Raw genomic sequence first — 26,309 nt, forward strand, 5'->3', positions numbered from 1 at the left:
GTCACGCCCCCTTCCGCACCGCTCGTTCCGTCCGTTTGATTTCGTCAACCGGAATATGGTAGCCATCATCGTCTTCAAATGAGCGGAGAATCAATCCAAGCACAATGAACAACGCACCAACGATAGCCAACGCAAACCACTTGAACACAAGGCCGAACCCGGCGACGAAAAACGCCACCGACATCCAAAACGGGCGTCCTGAGTTGCTTGGCATATGGATCGGCTTCAAGTCTTCTTCTTTCACGTGGAAGCCGCCATACTTTTTCTTCATCACCCAATACGCGTCCACATCTTCGACAACCGGCGTCACCGGGAAATTGTAATGCACCGGCGGCGACGCGGTCGCCCACTCAAGCGTCCGTCCGTTCCACGGGTCGCCGGTCATGTCGCGCTCGCCGTAGCGGGCGCTGTAATAAATGTTGTAACAAAGCACGATAAACCCGATGCCCATCAACACCGCCCCGACCGTCGCGACGACGTTGAGCGGCGTCCAGCCGAGACCAGCCGAGTACGTGTACATGCGGCGCGTCATCCCCATCAATCCTAGGAAATACATCGGGAAGAAGCAGATGTTAAAGCCGATCATAAACAGCCAAAACGTCCACTTGCCAAGCCGTTCATTCAAGATATGGCCGAACATTTTCGGATACCAATAATGCAAACCGGCAAAGCAGGCGAACACCGTACCCGCGATCAACACGTAATGGAAATGGGCAATCAGAAAATAGCTGTTATGGTATTGATAATCGGCCGCGGCCATTGCCAGCATCACGCCTGTCACGCCGCCGATGACAAAGTTCGGAATAAACGCCAGCGACCAAAGCATCGCGGTTGTAAAACGAATTTTCCCTTTTCGGATCGTAAACAGCCAGTTGAAAATTTTCACCCCGGTCGGGATCGCGATCGCCATCGTCGTGATCGAGAAGGCAGAGTTCACGGCCGGCCCTGCGCCCATCGTAAAGAAGTGGTGCACCCAAACGATAAAGCTTAAAAACGCAATGCCGACGATCGAACCGACCATCGCCTTATAACCGAACAGCCGTTTCTGCGCAAACGTGCTGACCACTTCCGAGAAAATGCCGAACGACGGCAAAATGACGATATACACTTCCGGATGGCCCCAAATCCAGAACAAGTTCGCCCAGAGCATCGACATGCCGCCGTTGGCCATCGTGAAAAATTGCGTGCCAAATACGCGGTCGAACGTCATTAATGCCAAGGCGACCGTCAACACCGGGAAGGCGAAAATAATGAGCACGCATGTGATGAGAATCGTCCACGTAAACATCGGCATGCGCATCAACGTCATGCCCGGCGCACGCATTTTTAAAATCGTGACAAGGAAGTTGATCCCGGTCATCAATGTTCCGATCCCGGAAATTTGTAAAGCGACAGCGTAATAGTTGTTGCCGACGCCATGGCTGAATTCGTTGCCGGCAAGCGGGAAGTACGCCGTCCAACCGGCGTCCGGCGATCCGCCGATGACGAATGAAATGTTAAACAGCAACGCACCGAAGAAAAAGAGCCAAAAGCTTAACGCATTCAAATATGGAAACGCGACGTCGCGCGCCCCAATTTGCAGCGGAACGACAATGTTCATCAAACCGATGATGAACGGCATCGCCATAAACAAGATCATAATCGTCCCGTGCGTCGTAAATATTTCATTATAATGTTGCGCGTCAAGAAACTTCATGTTCGGCGCGGTCAGCTGCGCCCGCATCAAAAGCGCATCAACGCCGCCGCGGAAGAGCATCAAAACTGCGCAAATAATGTACATGACGCCGATTTTTTTATGGTCGACGGTAGTGAGCCATTCGTTCCACAGCCATTTCCATTTTTTAAAATACGTCAAGACGAACACAATGCCGATTATCGTTAAAACGATCGCGACATCAGCCGCGTAAATGAGCGGCTCTCCGGTTACGAAAAACTCGCTCCATTTCATCTTTCGCTCCTCCTTTCCTACTCCCCATGATGGTGACCGTTTGTCATCGTTTCATCATGTTGATCGTCATTTTTCATTGGCTTTCCATCTCCATGATGGCTGTTCTGTTTCGCATGGTCAATCCATTGCAAGTGGGTGTTCGAAAACGTCATTCGCCCAACAAGCCCCGGTTTTAAAATTTGTGTGTATTTTTCCTCATCGAGCTTCGGGGCGGTTTGTTTCACTTCATTTATCCATTTGCGGAAGTCCGTTCCCGTTTGGGCGACAACCTCAAATTCCATATGGGCGAACTTTTCCCCGGAAAAGTTGGCGCTCCGCCCCATATACGATCCTGGTTTATCAGCTTGTAAAATCAGCTCTGTCTCCATGCCGTCCATCGCATATTTTTGTCCGCCTAGCTCCGGCACCCAAAACGAATTCATCGGTCCGACGGACGTGAGCTTGAATTTGACCGGCACACCGGCCGGAATATGGACGTAGTTGACCGTTTCAATGTTTTCTTCCGGATAGCTGAAAATCCATTTCCAGTTCGCCGCCGTCACATGAATCGTGATCGGTTTCACGTTCTCGGTCGGCGGCTTTTCCAATGCAAACGTCGCCTTCACTGTTGGAACAGCGAGCGCAGCGACAATCAAAATCGGAATGGCCGTCCAGACGACTTCAAGCAACGTGTTTCCTTCCTCATCCGGCGGCTCATAGCCGGCATTTTCCGGCTTCTCGCGATAACGAATGAGAAAAACGGCAAACAACGTAAATACAACAACAATAATGAACAACATAAAGCCGACAGACCACATGATCAAATCATACTGCATGCGCGCCACCGGCCCTTGCGGATTTAACACCGCTGTGCGCTCGACGCAACCACCAAGCAAAAGCAAAAACGGCAAGGCTAACATGACGCGCCATATCGCCTGTTTCATCGCTCTGTATCCCCCTTTATCCGTCCCCGATATCCAGGGCGTCTTCCATCCAATAATTTATTTGTTTTCTACCATATCAAAGTTGAAAATATTTGAAACCAACACACGCAAAAGTTCATAAATCAGCAAAATATTTGTCACAAACTGTTCAATCATTGTTCAAGAAATCGCCACTTGTTTTCCTCGTTCAGGGAAATATTGATGGGAAAAGGGATTGAAGGAAGAAAAAGCCATCAAAAAAACGGCCGGATTCCTACGTTCCAAAAAATCCGGCCGTTTCTTGTATGTGAACTACCCACCACCTACGCTTCGCTTAGAGGCGGGGGCTTCAAGCGACTTGTGTGTGTTCGCTGAACGGTAAGCCACACACAAGAACCCTTTACGCTTCCCTTCGTTCCGAAGGTGTCCGTTCTAGCCATATTCTATCCTATTCGTTGGCTAACGCCAACCGACATTCATCTCCCACTTTCACTGGTGCTGGCGCACCTTCACGTTTAGAAGTAGAAGACTTCTTTCGGAGGGAAGTTAAATGGTATACCCTTGCAGCTCAAGCTGTTTGCGGATGCGCGGATTCAACGTTTGCCACATCCATTGTTGGTAGAGCGCTTTTTTCTCATTCGACGATAAATAATAGCGCGTTCCGGCTTGGCGGCGGGCGCGCTCAGTCACATCGTACAGCGCCAGCGCCGCGGCAACGGAAATGTTAAAGCTTTGGACGAAGCCGTACATCGGGATGACGAACGTCCCGTCTGCGAGTTTCAGCGCCTCATCGGATACGCCGCTATGTTCGTTGCCAAATAAAAGCGCCGTCGGTTTGGATACATCGATGTCGGAAAGAGGAATCGTCCCCTCGCCAAGATAGCTGGCATACACTTGATACCCTTGCTGTTTTAAGTCGTTGATGGCGGTTTCGATATCAGGCTGCCGGTGAAGCGTCAGCCATTGGTCAGCATGGCGCGTCACGAGCCGGTTTGGCGAAAATGGCGCTTTTCCCGTGACGATATGGATGTCTTGAACGCCGAACGCCTCGGCTGTCCGCAGCACCGCTGCCTGATTGTGCGGGTCGTCGACCGCTTCAATCAAAACCGTAATATAACGGGTGCGCTCGTTAAGAACGTCATACATTCGTTTTAATCGTTTCGGCAAAATCATTTCCCAAACCGGACGCGTCTGCTCGGTCAGCAACCCTTCTTGCTGCAGCTGGGCAAGAAACGTCTTCATGTCCCGTTCTTCCATGTCGATCACCTTCGCTCCGTTCCTCTTCGCCTGTGCTTTCCTATTGTACAAAATAGGATGCCGCTGGGCAATCTCGATCATTCCCTGAACTATTCAAACTATTCTATAAATAATATTTTGGAAACATTGTTCATTTACAAACTATCATTCATGCGGCTGCCGGAATCATTAACTTCGTCGTCTTGACTGCGGCTTTATCGTCATGCAACAACGGCATTTTCAGCACGAGCCGGACGCTGTTCAACCTCGCTGAACAGCAAGAAGCACCAACCGCATTCGGACGGTTAAACAGCCCGTTTCCTTTTCATTTGTTGGCAACTGCACAACCCGTCCCTCATCTTTCTTTGACGCCGATGTACGCCTGGCGCGGGTGGTTCGGCTGATCCGGATATTTCAATCGGATTTTCCCTTCGTCGACCAGCTTCCCTAAGTAGTTGGTGCGCAGCCCATCCGGCGTCCGTTCCAACAGCGTCGCCAACTCTTTCAGCCGCAGCGGTCGCTCGCAGCACAGGCGGACGATCATCTCTTCCATAACCGCCGGAGCCAACCGCTTTTTTCGACGTGCCAGTTCTGCCATCTCCCACAGCCGCTCATCGATCGCCTCGTTTCTCTCTTCTTCCTCCCTTTCATCAACAGATATAGCATTATTTACGGAGTTTGGCGTTTTATTAACGGAGTTTGCACCTTTATTAACGGAGCGTGACGGGATATTTACGGAGTCAACTTCGTTTTTTACGGAGTTTGCCTCCCTATTCAAGGAGTTCGTCGAGTTGTTTACGGAGTTTTGTTCGATAATAACGGAGTTGAGCTCCTTATTTACGTAGTTGGCCTCGTTACTTCCGAAGTCCACGTCATGTTGATCCGCACCGTGTTCTATCCATGCTTGTTCTTGCTGTTGCAATGATTCATTGATTTCTGTTTCAATTGTCGCCCCCGCCTCAGCTGGAAACAACAATGGGCATAACGTCACGATCGTGCGGTCTGGATTCATTTGCTGCAAAATATCGACCGGCTGGACAAGCGCCCGTTCCTGCCAATCATGCATGCGCTTCAAACCGGATCCTGCGCGTTTGCATACATCGATCAACAAAAACATTTTAAAGATGTTCGGATTGCGCAGATTGCTCATTTGTCCAGCCATAGCGGCTTCAATTGGCAGGCGGAACCGGCCCGGGTTGGCAAATCGAAACGCCCCGTCCTCTTTTTCAACGGTAATGCCGCCTTCTTCCCCGTAATCGGCATGAACGATGGCATTAGCGAGCGCCTCGGCGAGCAGATCACGCCCTTCCTCAAGCCAAACGTGGCGCTCCAACTCCGCCAACACGCGGAAATAAAAATCATAGGCGTTGCCGGACCACGTTCCATCCTGCGATGTGAACCGCTTCGCCCATCCTGCCGCCTTTGCACCGTCATATTCCCGGTATTCTAAAAAATATTGCGGCAGCACCTCGGTAATGATCCGCTCTTCGCTGAACATCACGAGTCCGGCGAGCGTCAGTCCTTCTTTGCTGCTGTCGCGCAGCTTGCCCCAAGCGCCGATTTTGTATAAAAACTCTTTCGTCTCAAGACTGTTCCATGGATGCCCCGGTTTGGCGCGGGCAAACTGCTCCCGGTAATGGCTGACGGTCTCAAAATTGAGCTCGCTCAAGCTGTAATGCTCTAAAATAAAGCTGTCTGCCAACCCATTGGCGCGTTCATGAAACGAATGTGTATATTTATTCACTCTTGATCTTCCTTTAACATTATTTTTGCAAAACAGTCTTGACCTCTTTTTTTCTATTGTACCATCTTTTATTCTCCTTGCGGACGATTGCCAAAAAAAGAAAAGGGTTGTGGATATGTGGAACGAGCACACGCCGGTCGCCGACATTGAACAAGGAGAGCGGCTGTCCGTCGTGACGCGCAGCAAACGGCGGGTCACATGCGACCACGTCGCCGTCTGTTCCCACTTTCCGTTTTATGACGGCGGATTTTATGTTTCCCGCATGTATGCTGAGCGCTCGTATGTCATTGCCATCACAGCTGCAGAGCCATACCCGGGAGGCATGTACTTGAGCGCCGACAACCCGAAGCGCTCGGTCCGTTCCGCAGCGGCAAATGGCGAGACGCTTATTCTCATCGGCGGGGAAAACCATAAGACCGGCCAAGGGGTGCCGACAATGCGCCATTATGAGGCGTTGTCCTCGTTCGCCTCGCAGTTGTTTACGGTAAAAGACATTCGTTACCGTTGGTCGGCCCAAGACTTGACGACGCTTGATAAAGTGCCATATATCGGCCCGATGACGGCAGGGACGCCAAACATTTATGTCGCGACAGGGTACCGGAAGTGGAGGATGACAAACGGCACAGCGGCGGGGATGATGTTGTCCGACCTCATTCTCGGCCGCGACAACCGGTATCGCGACTTGTACTCTCCGTCGCGCTTTTACGCCGACCCGAGCGTGCGGCAATTTTTCACGACAAACCTCGATGTCGCCAAACACTTGATCGTTGGAAAAATCGAACTAGCTGTTCGCCAGCCGCAAGATTTGGCGCGCGGAGAAGGGGCGGTCGTCTCGGTCAACGGGAAACGGGCGGGCGCCTATAAGGACGAGGCGGGAACGCTTCATGTCGTTGATACGACGTGCACCCATATGGGCTGCGAGCTGGAGTGGAACAGCGGCGACAAGACGTGGGACTGTCCATGCCATGGCTCGCGCTTCTCGATCGATGGCGATGTGATCGAAGGACCGGCGAAACAGCCGCTCGCGTGCATTGAACTTGATGACACGAAGTGACGCGCTGACGCGAGACGGCGGCGCATGCAGAACATCGTTGCAGTGGACATGTCGACCTTGAATTCCAATGGGGGTTGGGAGCGTATATTCCTAACCCCCTTATCGTTTTCATTTGCCGATCGCGCATTTCGTGATAAGATGAAAATGAGAGTGGACTGTACGTTACATGATGTTTTCGGGAGGGATGACGCATGGACTTTGAACCGATTTTTCTCACCCCTGTCTTCCAAGAACGGATTTGGGGCGGCACGAAGCTCGCCGAACGATTCGGCTACGACATTCCGTCTTCGCAAACAGGGGAATGCTGGGCGGTGTCCGCCCATCCGCACGGACAGACAGTCGTCGCCCGCGGACCGTTTGCCGGGATGACGCTTGGTCAATTATGGGAGGAACGCCGCGATTTGTTCGGCCACTTCCCGTCTGATCGCTTTCCGCTGTTGACGAAAATTTTGGACGCCAACGCCGACTTGTCCGTCCAAGTCCACCCGGACGATGAATACGCCAAAACGCATGAAGGCGGAGAGCTCGGCAAAACGGAATGTTGGTACATCATCGATTGCAAGCCGGGCGCTGAGCTCATTTACGGCCATTACGCCGAGACGAAGGAGCAGCTGCGCGCCATGATGGAGGCGGGGGAGTGGGAGCGCTTGCTCCGGAAAGTGCCGATCCGCCCGGGCGACTTCTTCTATGTCCCAAGCGGCACGATCCACGCCCTTTGCGAAGGAACGCTCGTCCTCGAGACGCAGCAAAGCTCGGACACGACATACCGCGTCTACGACTACGACCGTGTCGACAGCCAAGGGCGCAGGCGGGAGCTTCATCTTGACAAAGCAATAGATGTCACGACTGTCCCGCACCGCGACATCGACATCCGCCCCCATGTTGCCGAATTCCCGGGCGCGACTGTGATGACATTCGTGGAAGGCGACTACTTCGGCGTCCAAAAATGGGACGTCCGTGGCGCGTTCGAATCAGAGCAGGCAAAACCGTTTCTCATCGTCAGCATCCTCGAAGGCGAAGGCGAGCTTGTCCGCAAAGGACAGACATACTTGCTTCGCCGGGGCGACCATTTCATTTTGCCGCATCAATTCGGCCGTTTCACCATTCGCGGCTCCCTCCAGGCGATCGCGTCGTGGCCGCGGACAGGCAAATAAACGACTGACTTCCTCAACCAATGGGTTGCAACATACAAAAAAGGTGTCCTCTTGCCTTTGGGACACCTTTTTCTATTGTCCACCCGAGAAGGGGACGGCTGAACAGAACATGCCGTTCAACAATAGGATTTCACCCATGAAGAAATCCCATCATCTTCCCCGCTTAGGAGAAAGATGTCCCTTTCATTTGACCGAGACGATACACAGAGGCAATATGCCGCGCCGTTTGCGTCACATACTGTTCCGCCTGCTCGAACGCTTTCTCAAACGGAATGACGCCGGGAACAATTGTAAAGAGGGCGTCAATGCCATGGTCTAAGACGACCGCACTGTCGTCGCCTAACGAACCGGCGATGCCGATGACCGGGACGCCGAACTGCTTCGCCGTTTTGGCGACACCGATCGGCGTTTTTCCGAATATCGTCTGTCCGTCGATCCGTCCTTCACCGGTAATGACTAAATCGGCGCCTTTGACGCGCTCCGCGAGCTGAACCGTCTCGATCACAATATCAACGCCGCGCTTCAGCTCAGCCGGGAGGAACGCAAGCAACCCCGCTCCCAAGCCTCCGGCCGCGCCGGCGCCGGGAATGTCGCCGACTTGTTTGCCGAGTTCGCGGCTGATGACGTCGGCATAGTGCGTCAAGTTCTGGTCGAGAACCGCGACCATATCCGGTGTCGCCCCCTTTTGCGGGCCGAAAATGGCGGACGCGCCTCTCGGTCCGGTGAGCGGATTATCGACATCGCATGCGACATCAATGCGCACGTTCTCTAGACGCGGATCGAGCCCGGACAAGTCGATCGACTGCAAATAAGCGAGCGCTCCGCCTCCCGGACCGATGTCCCGGCCGTCTTCGTCCAAAAGCCTTCCCCCAAGCGCCTGCACCATGCCGGCCCCGCCATCGTTTGTCGCGCTGCCGCCAATGCCGATAATCAAATGAGTGGCGCCGGCGTCAAGCGCTGCTCGGATCAGTTCTCCCGTCCCCCGTGTCGTCGTCACCAACGGATTACGCCGGTCGCGTGGGACAAGGTGCAGCCCCGAGGCAGCCGCCATCTCGATGACCGCTGTCTTCCCGTCGCCGAGCAAGCCAAAAAACGCCCGCACCGGCTCACCGAGCGGTCCGGTCACGTTCACTTCCACGATGCGGCCGCCAGTCGCATCAACAAGCGACTGCACCGTCCCTTCCCCGCCATCGGCCATCGGCACTTTCACGTACTCAGCCTCTGGAAACACCGACCGGAACCCGCGTTCCACCGCCTCGGCGACTTCGAGCGCCGAGAGGCTTTCTATGAACCTCCCCCACTTACGCCTGTAGGCGTTGAAGTGGGGGTTTCTTGCCTTTTTCTTTCCGGGTGTTTCACGATACACCGGGTTTCCCGTGTATCTCGTGACCAAGCACGGAAACACAACAGAAAGAAATAGCAAGCAACATCATGCCAAAGCATGAAGGGTGGGAACTCACCATCTACTACTTCTCGCTTACGCGATCCGTAGATACTTGTGGTTCGTTATTTTCATCGGTCGGAATTCTCCATATAAGTGTTTTGTAAGAATATTGCATGCCGAATGGACATCCCGATGCTGAGAATAACCACAAGCACAAATAAAATTTCTAGAAGAAGGTTTTTTCTTCTTCCCGCAAACAGGACATGTTTGCGTGGTATACGATTCATCCACTTTTTCAAAAGTGATGCCTTTAGCTTCTAGTTTGTATTTCAAATAGTCGTAGAGTTTGCCAAAACACCAGTTCGATAATTTTTGGTTCACCAATTTGGATCGCTTTTTCTTTTTGTTGCGCTGGACGCCTTCGACATCGCCTATCATGAAATGTTTGACGTTTTGTTCCAAACACCAATCGACCAATTGTTTGGTCGTTTTATGCAAGCAGTCTTTTAATTGCGCTTCGCTTTTCGATAAAATATATTGCTTCGCGCGGCACGAGTGTTGATTATCCAAAATTAGACATACGCCTTCCATAAATTTGGGCATACTCAAACAAAGCAGCGGCCATCCCGGATTTCCAATCGAGAGGAAGCTGCCCAGAGAAAAAACGGCGAACAAACGAAATGAAGGAAAGAGAGACGTTCGTCCGTTTTTTGGTTTGATCATACAGCCATCGCAGCAACACATACGCGATGAACGCCGCAAACAGTTGGTTGTATACCGCATTTTCCGTCGTGCCAAACAAGGTCGGGACATTCAGATATTGCTTCACCCAACGGAAAAAGATCTCAACAGTCCAACGTTGTTGGTACATGTCGGCAATGGTTTCCGCAGACGCATGGAAGAGGTTCGTCACGACCCGAATGTCGCGGCCATTCGCATCTCGAAAGATCACTACCCGGTGACGCTTGGTGGAGCGGTATTGTTTCGTTCCCAACTGGCACGTGAAGTCGGCTTGAACCGATGAAGATGCGCTCGGAAGGCGGTTCAAGCTTTTTTTCTGATGAAGTTCGATGTTGTCCTTCATCCGAATGACAAAGAGCTGATGCTGCTCCACAAATCGATCGAGGCGTTCGATTTTGAAATACGCCCGGTCTTCCACCAGCACTTGTTGAGCGTTCGTCAACTGTTCTCCCACCGGGCCATCATGACGCAGTCCGATGGTTTCCACCACGTCTGCCGGCAACGAGGATTCCGGCGAATACGCGACGTGCAGCTTCACTCCGGCGCGTTCGCCGTGATACGGAGCCCATGGGAGGCGGTTTTTCCCGACCGTGACGGTCGTCGAATCCACCACCCGAAGCGGTTTGGGAAACCGAAGCGAACGGCGGGTTTGGCGGTTGCACTTGGAAATGATCAACGCCAACAAGCGTTTCATGATGTCATAGGGAACTTCTTTCGCTTTCTTGGATACAGTTGAATAATGGAATCGCGGCAATCCATACAGAGGCCCCACATCGGCTCCGTGGCGAAAGCTTTTCCATTGATGCATGGCGGCCAGCAGGAAGAAGTGAATCAACTCGCGCAACGTAAAGGTTCGAGACGAATCACGATACCCAACCGCTTCGGCAATCAGTTGAATCTCTTCATCCGAAACAAGTTTTTGCATCAAATTCGGGAGTGTGGTATGCTTGTTCATAGAGAGCACCTCCTGGGTTTGTTTGTGTTGCTACTCACATTCTACAGGAAAGGTGCTCTTTTTTCTATACCCTTTGGATTTTATTGGATAATCAACACGCCTGGTTCCTTCTTTTTTAGTAGTTGGTTGTTCACCGTTTTCATAACTGAGGCAAAGCATGAGTTTCCAATGTTTCGCATCAAAAATGAGTTCGATTTCTTTGACAGTGCCGTTTGGAATTTGTTCTTTATCGATTTTCACTACAATAGGAGGTTGGTTTTTTCTTTCCCAGCGACCCATTTTCAGTTCAATGGTCCCATTTGGGTGAATGATAAATCCGTTATTTGCCCATTTCGTGTTGAAATATTTTTTCTGTTTGTACGGATATTTGTTATCTAGCCCTTTTTGTTTGGCTTTTTTGGCGCTGTCTCTGGCGTTCAAATATTTATGGCATACGGCTTGAATGCTTTGGCTATGGATCGGGTATTTGCCCTTCGTTTGTTTTTGAAGTTCGGTTTGGTTGATCCATTTTCCATTATTCTTTAATGCATAGTTTTTGGCAATGACTAAACAGTCATTCCAAATTTGAGCCGATATTCGGTTGCATTCGAATAATCGATCGATATCTTTTTTTGATGTTTGAAAAGGTATTTTGACCGTTCGATACATCCTTTCACCTCCCTCTAGAAATGTTGATGTATCAAGGCTTTTCGGCCCCTCAGGGGTGTCCAAAAAATATTTTTCGACAAAATCCCTTACATCCTTTTTCAGTTTTGTGGATATCTTACAGACCTAGGGTGCGCTTCGCGGCCACGGCTGGGGATATTTTCCTGCCGTGGGGGGAAGCATATTCGATGCACCCTTTGGATCTCCGCGTCGCTGATGAGGACGAACCCTCCCATGTCTCCGGGCGTCTTCGCGCCAACATTCCCTCGTTCGGTCTCGTCATCAGGCGGAGGCCGGCCAAGCTCCTTTAGGGACTCAAGGTCGAATGGATGAAATCACGCCAGCTTCTCCGGTGTCATCTCGTTGTCCAACGATTCTTCCGTTCGCAGGGGGAGGCCTTAGGCCGCCCGTTGCACCTGGGACAAGACGTCCTGTTTCATTCGCTCCGCGTCAAACGCTTGTTTCTTCGTACAAATCGCAAACAGCACATTCAACAGCTTCCGGCACAAGGCGACGATGGACTGCTTTCCGGTCAGCGGATTGACGGATCGGGTCGTATAATACTCATGCAGCTCGCGAAACGCCTCGTTATGCCGAATCAGCGGAATCATCGCCCGAAACAGCACCGAGCGCAACCGTTTCCGTCCCCGTTTGGAGATGTGCTTTTGCCCTTTGCGCTGGCCGGAGGAGTTCTCCTTGAGCGTCAGGCCCGCCAACTTCACCAATTGGCGCGGGTCCCGATAATGGGCGAAGCTGCCGATCTCCGCCAGCAGATCGATGATCGTGGCGTCTCCCAACCCGTCGACCGTTTTCAACCATTGGTACTCCATCGTCGTTTGAACCAATGCCTTCAACTCGGCGTCCAGTGCAGCGATCTCCGCCTCCAATTGGCGGTATCGGCGGACGAGCGCGGCGATCTCAAACCGGGCCATCGCTGTCCCTTCCGTCACCCCAATCGAGTCCTTCGCGGTGTTGATCAACGCCTGAATTTTGGCCTTCTGCGGGCATTTCATCCCTTTGCTTTGCCGGTACACCTCGATGAGCTCCTCGGCGGTCCGACCGGCCATATCAGCCGGAAGCGGCGTCCACTCCAACACCGAAAGCGCCGTTTTCCCCAAGTCACGAAACACGGTCCAAAACTCTGGAAAATACCGATCCGTCCAGCGGACGATCGCGTTTTTCACCGCCGTCTGTTCCTTGCGGAGCTTCTCTTTGAGCGTGCTTCCCACGCGCAAATCGGCTTCGATCTCGTGCAGCAGCCGGGGAACGAGGAATCGTCCGTCTTTTGCCAGTCTGGCAATGACCAGGGCGTCTTTGGCGTCGTGTTTCGTCGGCAGGTTGTCATCGAGTTCTTTCGACCGGCACACATGCGCCGGGTTGACCATGACCAACGGGATCCCGTGCTCCTCGAGGAAGTAGGCCAGGTTCAACCAGTAGTGCCCGGTCGGCTCCACCGCGACGATCACCTCTGACTTCCCAAACGCTTGCATCGCCTCCTGAATCGCTTTATACAGCTGCTGAAACCCCTCTTTCGACTGGAAGATCGGGAACGACTTGCGAAGCACGCGCCCCCGGTCATCCACGAAGCAGGCGTAGTGGGTTCGTTTCGCGATATCGATGCCCACGACAAGCGTTTGTTCCGTAACTTGATCAATTTTATAGTTTTGTGTACAATTCATCTGAAGTCCTCCTTGGTATGGTGAGTGATGTGGTTGACACCCCTGCATCATACCAAGAGGGCTTTTTTTGATCAAGTCCCCGGAAAAGCTTCTAACGGGAATGCTCTTTTTAGCATCGCTTCGTCAGCGCTGAAGTTGTCAGAGGTCAGATAATAGGAGAGAGAGTCGACATGTTATTCCGAGCGCGACCGGTTATTTTTTCCGTTTTTTTCGCATCGATTGCTGTTGCGGTTATGTCAAAACCGCCTTCCTTCGATCGTACATATATGATCGCCTTGCTGTTTTATTGGCTGTTTTCCAGCTTGTATTCGCACTTGCGCGTCGTCGATAAAACAAAAAACAATATCCCGGTTGACTACGGCATCAACTACAGCTTATCGTTCTCCTTGTTTGCTGGCCCACTCGGGCTGCTTATTTTTGAATCGCTGTTTTGCTTGACTGAACATCTGACAAAGAAATATTTAAAAACAGCGGAACCGGATGAATGGCTGCACACGTTGTACAACATCGGCTCATTTGTGACGTTCAACTCATTGGCGTTCGCTCTATACAACCTCCTTAACCCGCTGTTTCAATCCGTTCCGCTTATCGGTTTTTGGCTGCTCGTTTTTCTGCTCGTCGTCATCGTTTCATTGCTGACTGATTGCTGTCTCATCATCGTTTTTTATCTCACCGGCGATATTCGGACACAAGGCGAAGCGCTTGAGTTTATTAAAACAAGAAGCTGGACGGACATGGGAAAAACGGCGCTGACAAATGGTCTGTTATTTCTCTTTTTGCAAGAACAGCGGTGGGATATGCTTTTAAGTTTGTTTTTGCTTAATTACTTTGTCAGTCGCTCGTTTTTTTCCAAATCGCAAAGCATCCGTCATAAACTGGAGCGCGATCAGTTTGAGAAGATGGCGTACACCGATTTTCTCACCGGCGTCCATAACCGCGCCTACATGGACAAAACGATCGCCAAGCTGAATGGGACAGGCGAATGGATCGGCGTTGTCGTCGCAGATATTGACAATTTTAAATCGATTAATGACACGTACAACCACGCTGTTGGCGACGAGGTGATCCGCCATTTTGCCTCAACCTTGAAACAGTTTCTCAAAGAGGGCGATTTTTTGTTCCGCAGCGGCGGTGAAGAATTTACGATGTTTTTGCGTCATCGCACGTTTGAAGAGAGCGTCCGGCTTGTCGAGGAGATTCGAGAAGCCGTGCGCCGCAGCACCGTGTTGGTCGATTATATGGCGGCGAAACGTCCCATTGCCTATACGTCGTCGTTTGGTCTTTACTTTTGTCAAGCAGAAGGAACGATGTCAATTGAAAAAGCGTACATTTATGCCGACCATTTATTGCTCCGTTCGAAAGAAAGCGGCAAAAATAAAGTATCAGCCCAATGCGGGGGAGTTGCGTGACGGGGCAGCTCCTTTTTGTTTTCTCCGCACCGTCCGGCCTAAGCAAAAACGGCGCAGCCACCATACATTAACGAAAAAATGGGGCTATCCTCGGCTGCACTGCCAAGGCAAACTTCTTCATCCTTTTCAGTAATGGATGACAGAAGAGGAATAGTTCAATAAGGTGGTGAGGGCCCTTTGATTCATCTTGTTACGGCGACTAACGACGCATACCCCTTGCCTCTTGGGGCGATGTTAAAGTCGTTGTTTGCCGATAAAACGTCCGAACATCGTGTCACCATTTATGTATCACACGAAACATTATCGGAACAAAACCAGCTAAACTGAGAAAAAAGTATTAAAAAAACATCCCCCAAAGTAAAAGGGGACGGCTCACTTGTGATACGGCTCCCCCCGGTTGATCCGAAATGCGCGGTAAATCTGCTCGAGCAAAATGAGACGCATGAGCTGGTGAGGAAACGTCATTTTCGAAAACGACAACGCCTCGTCAGCGCGCGCCATCACTTGTTTGCTTAAGCCAAGCGAGCCGCCGATGACGAACACTACCTTGCTTTTGCCATAGGTGGCGAGCTCATCGAGACGGGCAGCAAATTGCTCGGACGATTTCATCTTTCCTTCAATCGCAAGCGCGATGACGTGGGCGTCATGCGGAATTTTCGCCAACAGCCGCTCGCCTTCCCGCTGTCTGATTTGCTCTTCCTCAAGTTCGCTTGCCCGTTCGGAGGTTTTTTCATCGGCGACCTCAATGATCTCAATTTTTGCATATGCGGACAGACGCTTTGTGTACTCATTGATCCCTTGAATTAAATATTTTTCCTTCAATTTGCCCACAGCAGCAATGGAAATATGCACACATCATCCCCACCTTACAAACAACTTATCAACAATATTTATCCACATATACACAACACATATCCACATATTGTGCAAAAACATCAGCATCCTACGGCATAGACAGCCTTTTTCTTGCAAAAACGGCACAGTTTTTCGCTGTTATCCACAAACATGACATCAGGGGCCTGCTCCGTCTCATCCACATATTCGTCAATGGCCATATCGATGTGCTCCTCACATGTGAATATCATCATTCTCGCTCCTTTCCTTGTGGAAAAAAGAAGGAGCGTTTCCGCTCCTCCATCGTTTTCGTTTAATACGACTCACGCGTCAACTTCATCGTGACCGTGCGTTTTTCCCCATCACGATAAAACGTGACTTCCATCCGGTCGCCGATCGATTTTTTCGTATACAAATATTTGCGCAAGTCGAGCACATTGCGGATTTTTTCGCCATCAAGCGCCACGATGACATCAAACTGTTTTAAGCCTGCCTGGGCGGCTGGCGACATCGGCACGACTCGGATGACCGCAGCCCCTTCTGTTACATTCGGCGGCAAATGAAGCGTCGCCTGCAAATGGTACGATGGGATGTCGCTCAGCGAGCGAAGTTCAACGCCCATATATGGACGGCGCACTTGTCCGTATTTTTCCAAGTCCGAAATGATCGGAATGGCTGTGTTGATCGGGATCGCAAATCCGATGCCTTCAACCGCCTCTTGGGCGATTTTCATCGAATTAATGCCAATGACTTGCCCTTTGATGTTGACGAGGGCGCCGCCGCTGTTGCCCGGGTTAATGGCTGCGTCTGTCTGCAATACTTCCGCATTCCAATCCGGAGAGCCGTCCTGGTCCAAGTCAACTTCCACCGTCCGGTTCGTCCCGGAAATAATGCCTTGCGTCACCGACCCGGCAAACTGCAGGCCAAGCGGGTTGCCGATGGCGATGACCGGCTCTCCTGGCTTTACCGCGTCGGAGTCGCCGAACTCAGCCACCTTTTTCACATGCTTTGCATCGATTTCCAGCACAGCCAAGTCCATTAGCACATCGCTGCCCAGCAGCTTCGCCGGCACTCTCGTCCCATCTTTGAGGCTCACTTCGAGCTGACTGGCGTTTTCAACAACATGATGGTTCGTGACGATAAACGCCCGTCCTCCCGCTTTCTTGTAAATGACGCCCGATCCGACGCCAGCCTCGCCTCCTTGCGACCAGAAGCTGGCTTCTTGAATGTTGACAACGCCGACAACCGCATCCGATACTTGGTCGATCGCCTTTGTCACCGCCGTCGTCACATCGACGGAAACGCTTTGCCGAACCGCAGGAGCTTCACTTTCCCCTTCCGGCTTCCCTCGTTCCTCTTGCGACGGCACGACGTCGTACGGGAGGACGTCCCAACGGGAAAGCGCCGGAATGGACATGAGGACAAGCAATCCTCCTAACACAGCGCCGACAAGCGTGGACAAAAACGAACCGCTGCGCCGTTTCCGTCTCGTTTGCCCGTGCGCTTCGTAATGGTCATCGTAATATCCCACATTCACCACCCTTTCCACATTCGTCTTCATCCCTCATTATAATCATCAATAGAGAAAAAAATCCAACAAACACATTTTCCCCAGTTTAGCCAAAACGCCTCTCATACATACGCCAACGCGGTCGCCCGACGGGGATCGGTGTCGTATAAATGAAAGCGGGCGCCGACTGCCAGCCCTCTTTGTTCCAATATTTGCGCCACAGTCATGCGCGCCAGCTCTTTCATATTGTTATCTTGACTTAAATGAGCCAAATACACTTGTTTTGTCCGCTCCCCGATCACATCGGCAAGCGCCAGCCCTGCTTCCTCGTTCGAAATATGGCCGACATCGCTTAAAATGCGGCGCTTGACGCTCCACGGATACCTCCCCATCCGCAGCATCCCGACGTCGTGGTTGCTTTCAAACACGAACACATCCGCATTTTCGATCGTCTTTTTGATCCGCTCGCTCACGTAGCCGGTGTCGGTGAGCAACGCAAGCTTTTTTCCCCCGTAGTGAAAGACGTAAAACATCGGTTCAACCGCATCGTGAGAGACGCCAAACGATTCGACATCCACATCGCCGAACGTCCTCACCGCGCCGAGTGGAAAGACAAATTTTTGTTCGGCCGGAATGTCGCCGACGACCTGTTCCATCGCCCGCCATGTTTTTTCATTCGCATACACAGGCAGGCGGTATTTGCGAGCGAGCACCCCAAGCCCTTTAATGTGGTCGCTATGTTCATGGGTGACAAGCAGCCCATCAAGCTCCTTTGGATGGCGGCCGATTTCGGCAAACAGCTGCTCAAGCTGCCTGCCGCTCAACCCGGCGTCGACGAGCAAGCGTTGGCGGTCCGTTTCAACGTAAAACGCGTTGCCGGTGCTGCCGCTGGCCAGTACACTAAATCGCATCGTCATTCAAGCTCACTCCAACACACTTCCTTCATCGGTAATGACTTGTCCTTCAAACGCATTCACAAAATAATCTTCTTTCCGATTGACGACGATATGCCATGTCGGCGTCAACACTTGGGAAGCGGTAAACTGGACGAGGCCATAGTAGCCAAGCTCCACTTTCGTGACGCGGTCGCCCGGCTGCAAATATCCTTTCCGGTACAGCGTCTCAAGAGCTTTAATGGCCGGAACGATGTCTTGTTTCCGCTCGTATTTTTCCAAGTCATCGAGCATCGTCTGTTCATAAGAAACCGCTTTTTGCTGCTTATTGACATGAATGATGAGCTTGCTGTTTTCGTTGCCATAAATCATTTTGCCTTCGTACACTTGGTAACAAATTACCGTTCCTTCCCCTTCATCAAATGACCAAAGGGCGTACTGCTCCCCATCCAAAATATAGCGCCGCAAAAACTCGCGCAACTGGTACGGGTCGCTGACATTTAAAGCAATGGGATGGAGAAACGTTCCTTTCAATTTCGTTTCTCCTTCTTCGATTTTTGCTTTTTGCGCGGACAGTTTTTTCGTATCGGCGGCGGTAAACTCTCGGCTTTTGCCGCTGACGTACGCCGCTTTCGTCACTTCTTTCGGCAGCTCCACATACGTGATGCCGTTCGCTTCGAGCTGCTCTTCAATGGTCGTTTCCAAAATGACATCAAGCTGGCTGCTGTTTCGTTTTTCCATAAACTGATACACTAAAAAGCAGTCGAGGATGAGGAACACAATGATGAAAATCGTCTTCGTTTTACTCCAATCCATTCGTTCCCCCTCCTCCGCCGTCCCCATCGTCGCTCACTTTTTTCCACGTTTGCTCGTACAAATAAAACCACGCCGGTTCCAGACGAATCACTTTCTCCCGTTCCGGATCTTTGACGAGCTCGTAGCCGATGGCGATATCTTTCACGAGCGATTTACGAACGCCTTTCGCTTGTTCAAGCTGTTTGACGATCTCACGGCCGGACGGCAGCGTTTTCGGGGTTCGGGTGCGGTCGGGGATTTCCAGACGGAAGAGCGGACGCTGATATTTCATTAAATCGCTCGCCCCCCACGTCTCCACGATTTCCGACATGCCGTATTCATTAAAAACCGGATACCCGTTGACAACAAGCCGGAAAATGACTTTCCGATCTTCTTCACTCCAACGGGCAAAATGGTATAAATCAGTCCAGCCGCCATGTTCATTGACAAAATCAATGCTTTTTTGAATGAAGTGAGTTTCTTGATCAGTTTGGCCCATATTGGAGACACGGGCTGCCGGATTGACATACAGCAGCATGCGCTGAAAGAAATCGACGTCCATCAGCCGCGAACCATCGGTGTACTCCTCGCCAAACGGAATCAAGTCCTTTTTCACAACGCTCGGGTCGCTAAACAGCGCTTCTTTAAACTTATCGGCGTCCAACTCATCGGTGTAGTATTGCAAACTGCTAAGCTCCACTTCTTTTTCCGGCAAATAAAGCTGCTTCGTCTCACTGACCGGATAAGCGAAATAACGGGGAAAATGGTTGGCCTCCTTCGCCAGCCGGCTGATGGCGTCCTGCGAAGCGTCACTGGCGGTCGCCTTATAAATTTTGTGCTTATCGGTTGCGATAAAATAGACTGGGAATTTATCCCCTTCACTGAATGGAACGAGAATGCGGTCAAATGCCAAGCCATCAAGCCCTCTATCTTCCACCGTGAAGATCAACCGGTAAATATCGATCGGCAGCTCGTCTGGGTAAATGATTTCCAGCCGCTCTTTTCCGTCTAAAAACGACAAAAACTTTCCTTGCGGGACGGAAGATGAAATGTTCTCAAAATCGTCGAGCGCCCATTTTTTGACTTCTTTCAGCACTTCATTTTTCTTTTCCTCTTTCGTGAGGGCGTAGTGGGCTCCGCCTTTATGGATGAGCACCTGCTTTGGCTGCACGACCATCTCCGTATCAACTTGCGTATTGCTGACGGAAACGTGCTGAATATACTCGTCGTTTTGCAGCACGTCATATTTAGGATGATACGTCCATAAAGCAAACGTCATCATAATGCTGATGAGCACAAGCGACGTCAACACAACTGTTTTGATCGCTTCATACATCGTACCAGTCATCCTTTTGCTCCCGTTCTAGCGGTAGCGTAAAATAAATCGTCGTCCCTTTATGTTCTTTGCTTTCCGCCCAAATCGTCCCGCCATGGGCGAGCACGACTTCTTTGGCAATGGCCAGTCCGAGGCCGGTGCCGCCCAATTTGCGCGACCGCGCCTTATCGACCCGGTAAAAACGCTCAAAAATTTTCGCCAAATCGGCCTTCGGGATGCCGACCCCTTCGTCGCTGACGCTGACAATGATCTCGTCGGCCAGCTCGCGGACGCGGAACGTGATCGTCCCGCCTTGCGGAGAGTATTTCAACGCATTGGAAATGATGTTGTCCAATACTTGTGTGATTTTGTCCTCATCCACTTCGATGAAAATCGCCTGGCGCGGAATTTTGCGAACGAACCGGATGTTATCGCTTTTTGTCAGTTCAAAACGGTCAATCACTTTATGAAAATAAGCCGAAAAATTGATCCATGTCTTTTTCAGCTTGTAATCTTTGCTGTCGAGCTTCGACAGATGAAGCAAGTCGTTGACGAGCCGAATCATGCGCTCCGTTTCATTTTGCACGACTTGAATGAACCTTGGAGCGATGTCTTTATCTTGCCAGGCGCCATCCGCCAATGCCTCTAAATAGCTTTTCATTGTCGTCAAGGGCGTGCGCAGCTCATGCGAGACATTGGCGACGAACTGCCGCCGCTCGCGGTCGATTTTTTCGTGCTCGGTGATGTCGTGCAAAACGACAATCAGCCCGTTGACAAACCCGCCCTCTTTTTGAATGACCGATAGTGACGCCCGCAAAATGTACAATTCCTCATCGGTGCTGAAATCCAAAATGAGTGAGTCGCGTTCCTCGAGCAGCGTTTCAAACGTATATTGGTCAGCGATGCCGAGCACGTCGACGATCGAACTCGACAGCACTGTTTCACGTGAAACATTCAAAATGTTTAACGCCGCATCATTAATGAGAATGACGCGGCCGCGGCGGTCGGTCGCGATCACGCCATCGGTCATGTGCGTCAACACCGACTCAAGCTTGCGCCGTTCGCCTTCCGTTGTCGCCTGCGCTTCCTGCAGTTTTTTCGTCAAGTTGTTAAAGGTCATCGCCAGCTGGCCGATTTCATCATAGCCGTACACTTTGACTTTGCGGGAAAAATCGCCCCTTGTCATCGCCAGCGCTTGCCGGCGCATATCGGAAATCGGCCGGGTGATGGTGCGCGACAAAAAAATGCCGAGCACGGCGGTAATGGCGAGCGCGATCCCCGTCCCAGTCGCCAAAATCATGTTGATTTGCCGCATTTGCGAAAAGACGTTTTCCATTGAGGCAATAACGTAAATGACCCCTTTGACTTCCCCGCTCGTCTTAATCGGAGTCGAGGAAATGTACATACGATGGCCTGTCCTTGAATCAAGCATCATCCGGTCGACAGTTTCGCCGGTGACGAGCGAACGCTTCACGTAAATCTCCGTCGTCCGCTTCCCGACGATGTTTTGCATATACGGATTCGACGTCGCCAACACCTTCCCTTTGGCATCAATGACGCGCACTTCGGAAATATCTTGGGAAACGAAATCATGAAGAAGCGAACGGATGTCTTCTTCCAATGTCGGGCTTTTTTCATCGCGCTCCCGATTCATTGCCTGCTCGACGTTATAGGCGAGCAGCGTCACCCGTTCGTTCAGTGAGTTTTTGAAATTTTGCACAAGCTCCGTTTCCAACTTACGGACAAAATACACGCCGATGATTTGCATGGCGACAAGAATGAGCAGCACATAAATAATAACAAACTTAAAGCGGATCGAACGAAATGGCCCTACTTTTTTCATGCCGACTCATGACTCCTGTTCCGGGTTGCGCAAATAATAGCCGACGCCCCGTCTTGTGACGATCCACGACGGATGGGAAGGGTTGTCTTCGATTTTTTCACGCAGCCTTCTTACCGTCACATCGACCGTGCGCACATCGCCGTAATAGTCGTAGCCCCAAACCGTTTGCAGCAAGTGTTCGCGCGTCATCACTTGGCCGATATGTTTCGCCAAATAGTGGAGCAGTTCAAATTCGCGCTGGGTCAACGCGATCGTCTCCCCCCGTTTTTGCACGACGTACGCATCTGGACGGATGACAAGCGGCCCGATGACGATTTCATTCGTTTCATTCTCCACTTCCTCTTGGTTGGCTGTTTGCGCATGGCGGCGCAAGTTCGCTTTGACTCGCGCCAGCAGCTCGCGCGTGCTGAACGGCTTTGTCACATAATCGTCCGCCCCCAGCTCCAAACCAAGCACTTTATCAATCTCGGAATCTTTCGCCGTCAGCATGATGATCGGCATGTCGTATTTTTTCCGCACCTCGCGGCATACTTCCATGCCGTCTTTCAGCGGCAGCATAATATCCAATAAAATCAAATCCGGCATCGTTTCTTCCACTTTTTGCAGCGCTTCCTCGCCGTCATAGGCGCAGATGACTTCGTACCCTTCTTTTTGTAAGTTAAATTGCAAAATATCGGCAATCGGTTTTTCATCGTCAACAACTAAAATGCGTTTTTCCATCTCGCTCACGCCCTTCCTTTTGCGATGGAATGCTATCATTATTAATTTACCACGTTATAAAAACGAAATCATCCTTTGCCCGCTGCCATTTTGAGGAGCAAACCATATATATAGATGCAATTTGAAGATTTACCATTTGCAGCCTTTATCGACTGTCAGGCGACCGAACAACGCCGCTTCACAGACCCATATATGGGTCTGTGAAGCAGGTGGTTGTTCGGTCTTCCGTCACGCCTTGGCGTGACGGGGCAAGCCTATGGCTTGCCTTCGACAGTCGAAAATGGACAAACCGCTTTTCCGTCAAGGATATGTTAAACTTCTTCGTTGCATCTATATAGATGCAATTTAAAGCTTTAACATTTTTCGTTTTTACCGGTCATTTCATCCGAATGTCAAGTGACCGAACAACACCGCTTAAAGACCCATGAATGGGTCTTTAAGCGAGTCGTTGTTCGGTCTTCCGTCACGCCTTAGCGTGACGGAGGCAAGCCTATGGCTTGCCTTCGACAGTCAAAAATGGATGAGCCACTTTTCCGCCAAGGATATGTTAAACGATTTCGTTGCATCTATACAGTGAAAAGGGCATAGACGCACGCGCATGACACCGACCACGGACGGAACCGCTTTTCCTCCGCGAATGAAAAAAGCATAGACGCATGTGCATCTATGCTTTGGTGTTCACCGCTAGCCGCTTATGCATAAACGCTGCGGACGACGTTCGTTTGCGAGCGGTCCGGACCGACAGAGAAAATCGAAAGCGGGATGCCGGTGAGTTGGGAAATGCGTTCGACATAGTGGCGGGCATTGGCCGGCAGCTCGTCCAAGCTTCTCACCCCGGTGATATCTTCCGTCCAGCCCGGCAGCTCTTCGTAAATCGGCTCGCATTCCGCCAAAACTTTTAAGCTGGCTGGAAACTCCTCGATCACTTCACCGCGATATCGGTAGGCGACGCAAATTTTCAACGTTTCAATGCCGGTCAACACGTCAATCGAATTGAGCGACAAGTCGGTGATGCCGCTCACCCGGCGGGCATGGCGAACGACGACGCTGTCAAACCAGCCGACGCGGCGCGGACGGCCGGTTGTCGTCCCATATTCGCGGCCCACTTCACGAATGCGGTCGCCGATTTCATCATGCAGCTCGGTCGGGAACGGCCCATCGCCGACGCGCGTCGTATAGGCTTTTGCCACTCCGACGACGTGCTTGATTTTCGTCGGGCCAACGCCAGCACCGATCGTCACCCCGCCGGCCACCGGGTTGGAAGACGTAACAAACGGGTACGTCCCTTGGTCGATATCGAGCATGACGCCTTGCGCTCCTTCAAACAGGACGCGGCGTCCTTCATCAAGCGCGTTGTTCAATACGACCGATGTATCACAGACGTATTTTGCGATTTGCTGGCCATACTCGTAATACTCTTCAAAAATGTCCTCGAAGCGGAACCCTTCGGCACCGTACACTTTTTCGAACAACATGTTTTTCTCTTCCAAGTTGCGGGCCAGCTTTTCCGCAAACACATCGCGGTCGAGCAAATCGATGATGCGGATGCCGATGCGCGCTGCTTTATCCATGTACGCCGGCCCGATTCCTTTTTTCGTCGTGCCGATTTTATTGGTGCCTTTCCGCTCTTCCTCAAGCCCATCCAATTTCAAATGATACGGCAAAATGACATGGGCGCGGTTGCTGATGCGCAAATTATCGGTCGAAACGCCGCGCTCATGCAAATAGGAAAGCTCGGCGACAAGCGCTTTCGGATCAACGACCATGCCGTTGCCGATGACGCAAATTTTGTCTTTATAAAAAATGCCCGACGGGATTAAGTGAAGCTTATACCGCTCTCCGTTAAACACGATCGTGTGTCCGGCGTTGTTCCCTCCCTGGTACCGGGCAATGACTTCCGCGTTTTCCGATAAAAAGTCTGTAATTTTCCCTTTTCCTTCATCGCCCCATTGCGTGCCGACAACAACGACTGACGACATGGCGAGCACCTCCAGTTTCCTCGGTCTAAACATTGTCAGTGTATCAGTTTTTCGGTGCAAAGTCAATGAAACACGAACATTTTAAACAGTTATAAACTTTTTGTTCGTCTATTAAACCCGAAAGGAGGCGCCTGCCGCCAACGTGAGCCGGTTTACGCCCCCGGCGGAATTTGCGCCTCATCGAAGCGGCGCTCTAGGTTGACAAACTTATTATACTCTTTAATAAAAGCGAGCTGCACCGTTCCGACTGGACCATTGCGCTGTTTGGCAATAATGATTTCAATGATGTTTTTGTTCTCAGAATCTTTGTTGTAATAGTCATCGCGGTACAAAAAGGCGACAATGTCGGCGTCTTGCTCAATGCTTCCGGATTCACGAATATCGGACATCATCGGCCGTTTGTCTTGGCGCTGCTCGACGCTGCGCGACAGCTGCGACAAGGCGATGACCGGCACTTCAAGCTCGCGGGCGAGCGCCTTCAGCGAGCGGGAAATTTCCGATACTTCCTGTTGGCGATTTTCTTTGCTACGTCCGCTCCCTTGAATGAGCTGCAAATAATCAATGACAATCATGCCGAGCCCGCTTTCCTGCTTAAGCCGGCGGCATTTGGCGCGAATGTCGCTGACGCGGATGCTCGGCGTGTCGTCGATATAAATGCCGGCGTTCGATAAACTCCCCATCGCCATCGTCAGCTTGCCCCAGTCTTCCGGCGTCAATTTGCCGGTGCGCAAGTTTTGCGCGTTAATGTTGCCTTCTGCACAAAGCATCCGCATCACCAGCTGCTGGGCGCTCATCTCCAAACTGAAAATGGCGACATTTTCATTCGTTTTCGTCGCTACATTTTGGGCAATATTTAAGGCGAACGCTGTTTTCCCAACCGACGGCCGGGCGGCCACGATAATCAAATCGCTCCGCTGAAAACCGGACGTCATCCGGTCAAGCTCGGTGAACCCGGTCGGGATGCCGGTGATTTCCCCATCCCGGTTATGGAGCATCTCAATATTGTCATACGTTTGCACGAGAATGTCCTTAATATTTTTAAAGGCGCCCGAATGCTTCCGTTGGGAAACCTCCATAATTTTGCGCTCAGCTTCATCAAGCAAAACGTCGATCTCGTCTTCCCTTGTATATCCGTCTTGCGCGATCGATGTCGCTGTGCGGATGAGGCGGCGCAGCACCGATTTTTCCTCGACGATGCGAGCGTAATATTCGACGTTGGCCGCTGTTGGCACGGCGTCGGCGAGCTCGCTTAAGTAGGAGACGCCGCCGATTTCCTCAAGCTGCTCGGAAGCGGCGAGTTCCGCCGTCACCGTCACCAAATCGACCGGCTCCCCCCTGTCGGCGACGCGAAGCATGGCGTGAAAAATTTTTTGATGGGCTGCACGGTAAAAATCCTCTGGGATTAAAATTTCCGAAGCAGGCATTAACGCAGCGGGATCCAAAAATACGGCGCCAAGCACCGCTTGCTCAGCTTCAATGCTTTGTGGAGGAATTCGTTCTGAAAACAGCTCGCTCATCGTTTCACCACCTTTTCCCCCGTTGTATCTTTCTCTGTTGCAGCTAATAAGC

General features: G+C 51.4%; 21 protein-coding genes and 2 pseudogenes. 4 read left to right on the top strand and 19 right to left on the bottom strand.

Annotated elements, in window-relative coordinates; translation table 11 throughout:
• Position 1: 1 nt before the first annotated feature.
• From qoxB to NSQ51_RS16490, 3 genes are all read right to left on the bottom strand, one after another.
• Complete coding sequence (gene qoxB, locus NSQ51_RS16480; protein ID WP_049625412.1) at positions 2 to 1,948, bottom strand: cytochrome aa3 quinol oxidase subunit I; 1,947 nt, start codon at positions 1,946 to 1,948, stop codon at positions 2 to 4.
• Between the two features lie 17 nt (positions 1,949 to 1,965).
• Entirely contained in the window at positions 1,966 to 2,871 is a 906-nt protein-coding gene (qoxA, locus tag NSQ51_RS16485) for a cytochrome aa3 quinol oxidase subunit II (RefSeq protein WP_042381220.1), read from the bottom strand.
• A 525-nt stretch (positions 2,872 to 3,396) separates the two neighbouring features.
• Positions 3,397 to 4,107, bottom strand: a complete 711-nt coding sequence (locus NSQ51_RS16490) for an RNA methyltransferase (RefSeq protein ID WP_033008879.1) — start codon at positions 4,105 to 4,107, stop codon at positions 3,397 to 3,399.
• A gap of 146 nt (positions 4,108 to 4,253) precedes the next feature.
• Between NSQ51_RS16490 and NSQ51_RS16495 the strand changes: the two are divergent.
• Positions 4,254 to 4,394, top strand: a pseudogene (locus NSQ51_RS16495) (amino acid permease); the annotation flags it as partial.
• Positions 4,395 to 4,441: 47 nt separating this feature from the next.
• Here NSQ51_RS16495 and NSQ51_RS16500 read toward each other — a convergent pair.
• Positions 4,442 to 5,830, bottom strand: a complete 1,389-nt coding sequence (locus NSQ51_RS16500) for an ATP-binding protein (RefSeq protein ID WP_049624459.1) — start codon at positions 5,828 to 5,830, stop codon at positions 4,442 to 4,444.
• Between the two features lie 124 nt (positions 5,831 to 5,954).
• Here NSQ51_RS16500 and NSQ51_RS16505 point away from each other — a divergent pair.
• Both NSQ51_RS16505 and manA read left to right on the top strand, forming a co-directional pair.
• Positions 5,955 to 6,884 (top strand): annotated as a pseudogene (locus NSQ51_RS16505) (FAD-dependent oxidoreductase); the annotation flags it as partial.
• A 191-nt stretch (positions 6,885 to 7,075) separates the two neighbouring features.
• Positions 7,076 to 8,038: a mannose-6-phosphate isomerase, class I gene (gene manA / locus NSQ51_RS16510; protein ID WP_049624460.1), complete on the top strand. Its 963-nt coding sequence runs from the start codon at positions 7,076 to 7,078 to the stop codon at positions 8,036 to 8,038.
• A gap of 163 nt (positions 8,039 to 8,201) precedes the next feature.
• On the opposite strand, the gene NSQ51_RS16515 is transcribed toward manA, so the two are convergent.
• The 5 genes from NSQ51_RS16515 to NSQ51_RS16535 all read right to left on the bottom strand — a co-directional run bounded on the left by NSQ51_RS16515 (position 8,202) and on the right by NSQ51_RS16535 (position 13,442).
• Positions 8,202 to 9,326: a glycerate kinase gene (locus tag NSQ51_RS16515; RefSeq protein WP_049624462.1), complete on the bottom strand. Its 1,125-nt coding sequence runs from the start codon at positions 9,324 to 9,326 to the stop codon at positions 8,202 to 8,204.
• Between the two features lie 189 nt (positions 9,327 to 9,515).
• Entirely contained in the window at positions 9,516 to 9,992 is a 477-nt protein-coding gene (locus NSQ51_RS16520; RefSeq protein ID WP_342462718.1) for a transposase, read from the bottom strand.
• Positions 9,985 to 11,118, bottom strand: coding sequence for an IS4 family transposase (locus tag NSQ51_RS16525; RefSeq protein ID WP_121678437.1), 1,134 nt, complete (start codon positions 11,116 to 11,118; stop codon positions 9,985 to 9,987). The genes NSQ51_RS16520 and NSQ51_RS16525 overlap by 8 nt, the downstream gene beginning before the upstream one ends.
• Positions 11,119 to 11,148: 30 nt before the next feature.
• On the bottom strand, positions 11,149 to 11,766 hold the full coding sequence (locus NSQ51_RS16530) for a hypothetical protein (RefSeq protein ID WP_339239856.1): 618 nt from the start codon (positions 11,764 to 11,766) through the stop codon (positions 11,149 to 11,151).
• A gap of 395 nt (positions 11,767 to 12,161) precedes the next feature.
• Positions 12,162 to 13,442 (bottom strand): IS110 family transposase, encoded by a 1,281-nt coding sequence (locus NSQ51_RS16535; protein ID WP_033013870.1) that lies wholly within the window; start codon positions 13,440 to 13,442, stop codon positions 12,162 to 12,164.
• A 170-nt stretch (positions 13,443 to 13,612) separates the two neighbouring features.
• On the opposite strand from NSQ51_RS16535, the gene NSQ51_RS16540 reads away from it, so the two are divergent.
• Positions 13,613 to 14,851, top strand: coding sequence for a GGDEF domain-containing protein (locus NSQ51_RS16540; RefSeq protein WP_049625410.1), 1,239 nt, complete (start codon positions 13,613 to 13,615; stop codon positions 14,849 to 14,851).
• Between the two features lie 372 nt (positions 14,852 to 15,223).
• On the opposite strand, the gene rlmH is transcribed toward NSQ51_RS16540, so the two are convergent.
• The 10 genes from rlmH to dnaB all read right to left on the bottom strand — a co-directional run bounded on the left by rlmH (position 15,224) and on the right by dnaB (position 26,257).
• On the bottom strand, positions 15,224 to 15,703 hold the full coding sequence (gene rlmH / locus NSQ51_RS16545) for a 23S rRNA (pseudouridine(1915)-N(3))-methyltransferase RlmH (RefSeq protein ID WP_020754209.1): 480 nt from the start codon (positions 15,701 to 15,703) through the stop codon (positions 15,224 to 15,226).
• An 83-nt stretch (positions 15,704 to 15,786) separates the two neighbouring features.
• Positions 15,787 to 15,939 carry a CxxH/CxxC protein gene (locus tag NSQ51_RS16550; RefSeq protein ID WP_080706568.1) on the bottom strand — a complete coding sequence of 51 codons (153 nt, stop codon included), beginning with the start codon at positions 15,937 to 15,939 and terminating at the stop codon, positions 15,787 to 15,789.
• A 59-nt stretch (positions 15,940 to 15,998) separates the two neighbouring features.
• The gene (locus NSQ51_RS16555; protein ID WP_049625409.1) at positions 15,999 to 17,216 is read right to left on the bottom strand and encodes a trypsin-like peptidase domain-containing protein; all 1,218 of its coding nucleotides are present in this window, start codon (positions 17,214 to 17,216) and stop codon (positions 15,999 to 16,001) included.
• Positions 17,217 to 17,317: 101 nt separating this feature from the next.
• Positions 17,318 to 18,112, bottom strand: coding sequence for an MBL fold metallo-hydrolase (locus NSQ51_RS16560; protein ID WP_049625408.1), 795 nt, complete (start codon positions 18,110 to 18,112; stop codon positions 17,318 to 17,320).
• A 6-nt stretch (positions 18,113 to 18,118) separates the two neighbouring features.
• Positions 18,119 to 18,904, bottom strand: coding sequence for a two-component system regulatory protein YycI (gene yycI / locus NSQ51_RS16565; RefSeq protein ID WP_033016892.1), 786 nt, complete (start codon positions 18,902 to 18,904; stop codon positions 18,119 to 18,121).
• Positions 18,891 to 20,219 carry a two-component system activity regulator YycH gene (gene yycH / locus NSQ51_RS16570; protein WP_121649996.1) on the bottom strand — a complete coding sequence of 443 codons (1,329 nt, stop codon included), beginning with the start codon at positions 20,217 to 20,219 and terminating at the stop codon, positions 18,891 to 18,893. Before yycH ends, yycI begins: the two co-directional genes overlap by 14 nt.
• Positions 20,212 to 22,041 carry a cell wall metabolism sensor histidine kinase WalK gene (gene walK, locus NSQ51_RS16575; protein ID WP_121649995.1) on the bottom strand — a complete coding sequence of 610 codons (1,830 nt, stop codon included), beginning with the start codon at positions 22,039 to 22,041 and terminating at the stop codon, positions 20,212 to 20,214. The genes yycH and walK overlap by 8 nt, the downstream gene beginning before the upstream one ends.
• Positions 22,042 to 22,047: 6 nt before the next feature.
• Complete coding sequence (yycF, locus tag NSQ51_RS16580; RefSeq protein ID WP_049625405.1) at positions 22,048 to 22,761, bottom strand: response regulator YycF; 714 nt, start codon at positions 22,759 to 22,761, stop codon at positions 22,048 to 22,050.
• 692 nt (positions 22,762 to 23,453) lie between these two features.
• Complete coding sequence (locus NSQ51_RS16585; RefSeq protein WP_033016911.1) at positions 23,454 to 24,740, bottom strand: adenylosuccinate synthase; 1,287 nt, start codon at positions 24,738 to 24,740, stop codon at positions 23,454 to 23,456.
• Between the two features lie 152 nt (positions 24,741 to 24,892).
• A complete protein-coding gene (gene dnaB, locus NSQ51_RS16590; protein ID WP_049624893.1) occupies positions 24,893 to 26,257 on the bottom strand; it encodes a replicative DNA helicase in 1,365 nt (454 codons plus the stop codon).
• Between the last annotated feature and the right edge of the window lie 52 nt (positions 26,258 to 26,309).

The organism is Geobacillus sp. FSL K6-0789 (assembly GCF_038593135.1).
In the GTDB taxonomy this organism is placed as follows: Bacteria; Bacillota; Bacilli; order Bacillales; family Anoxybacillaceae; genus Geobacillus; species Geobacillus stearothermophilus.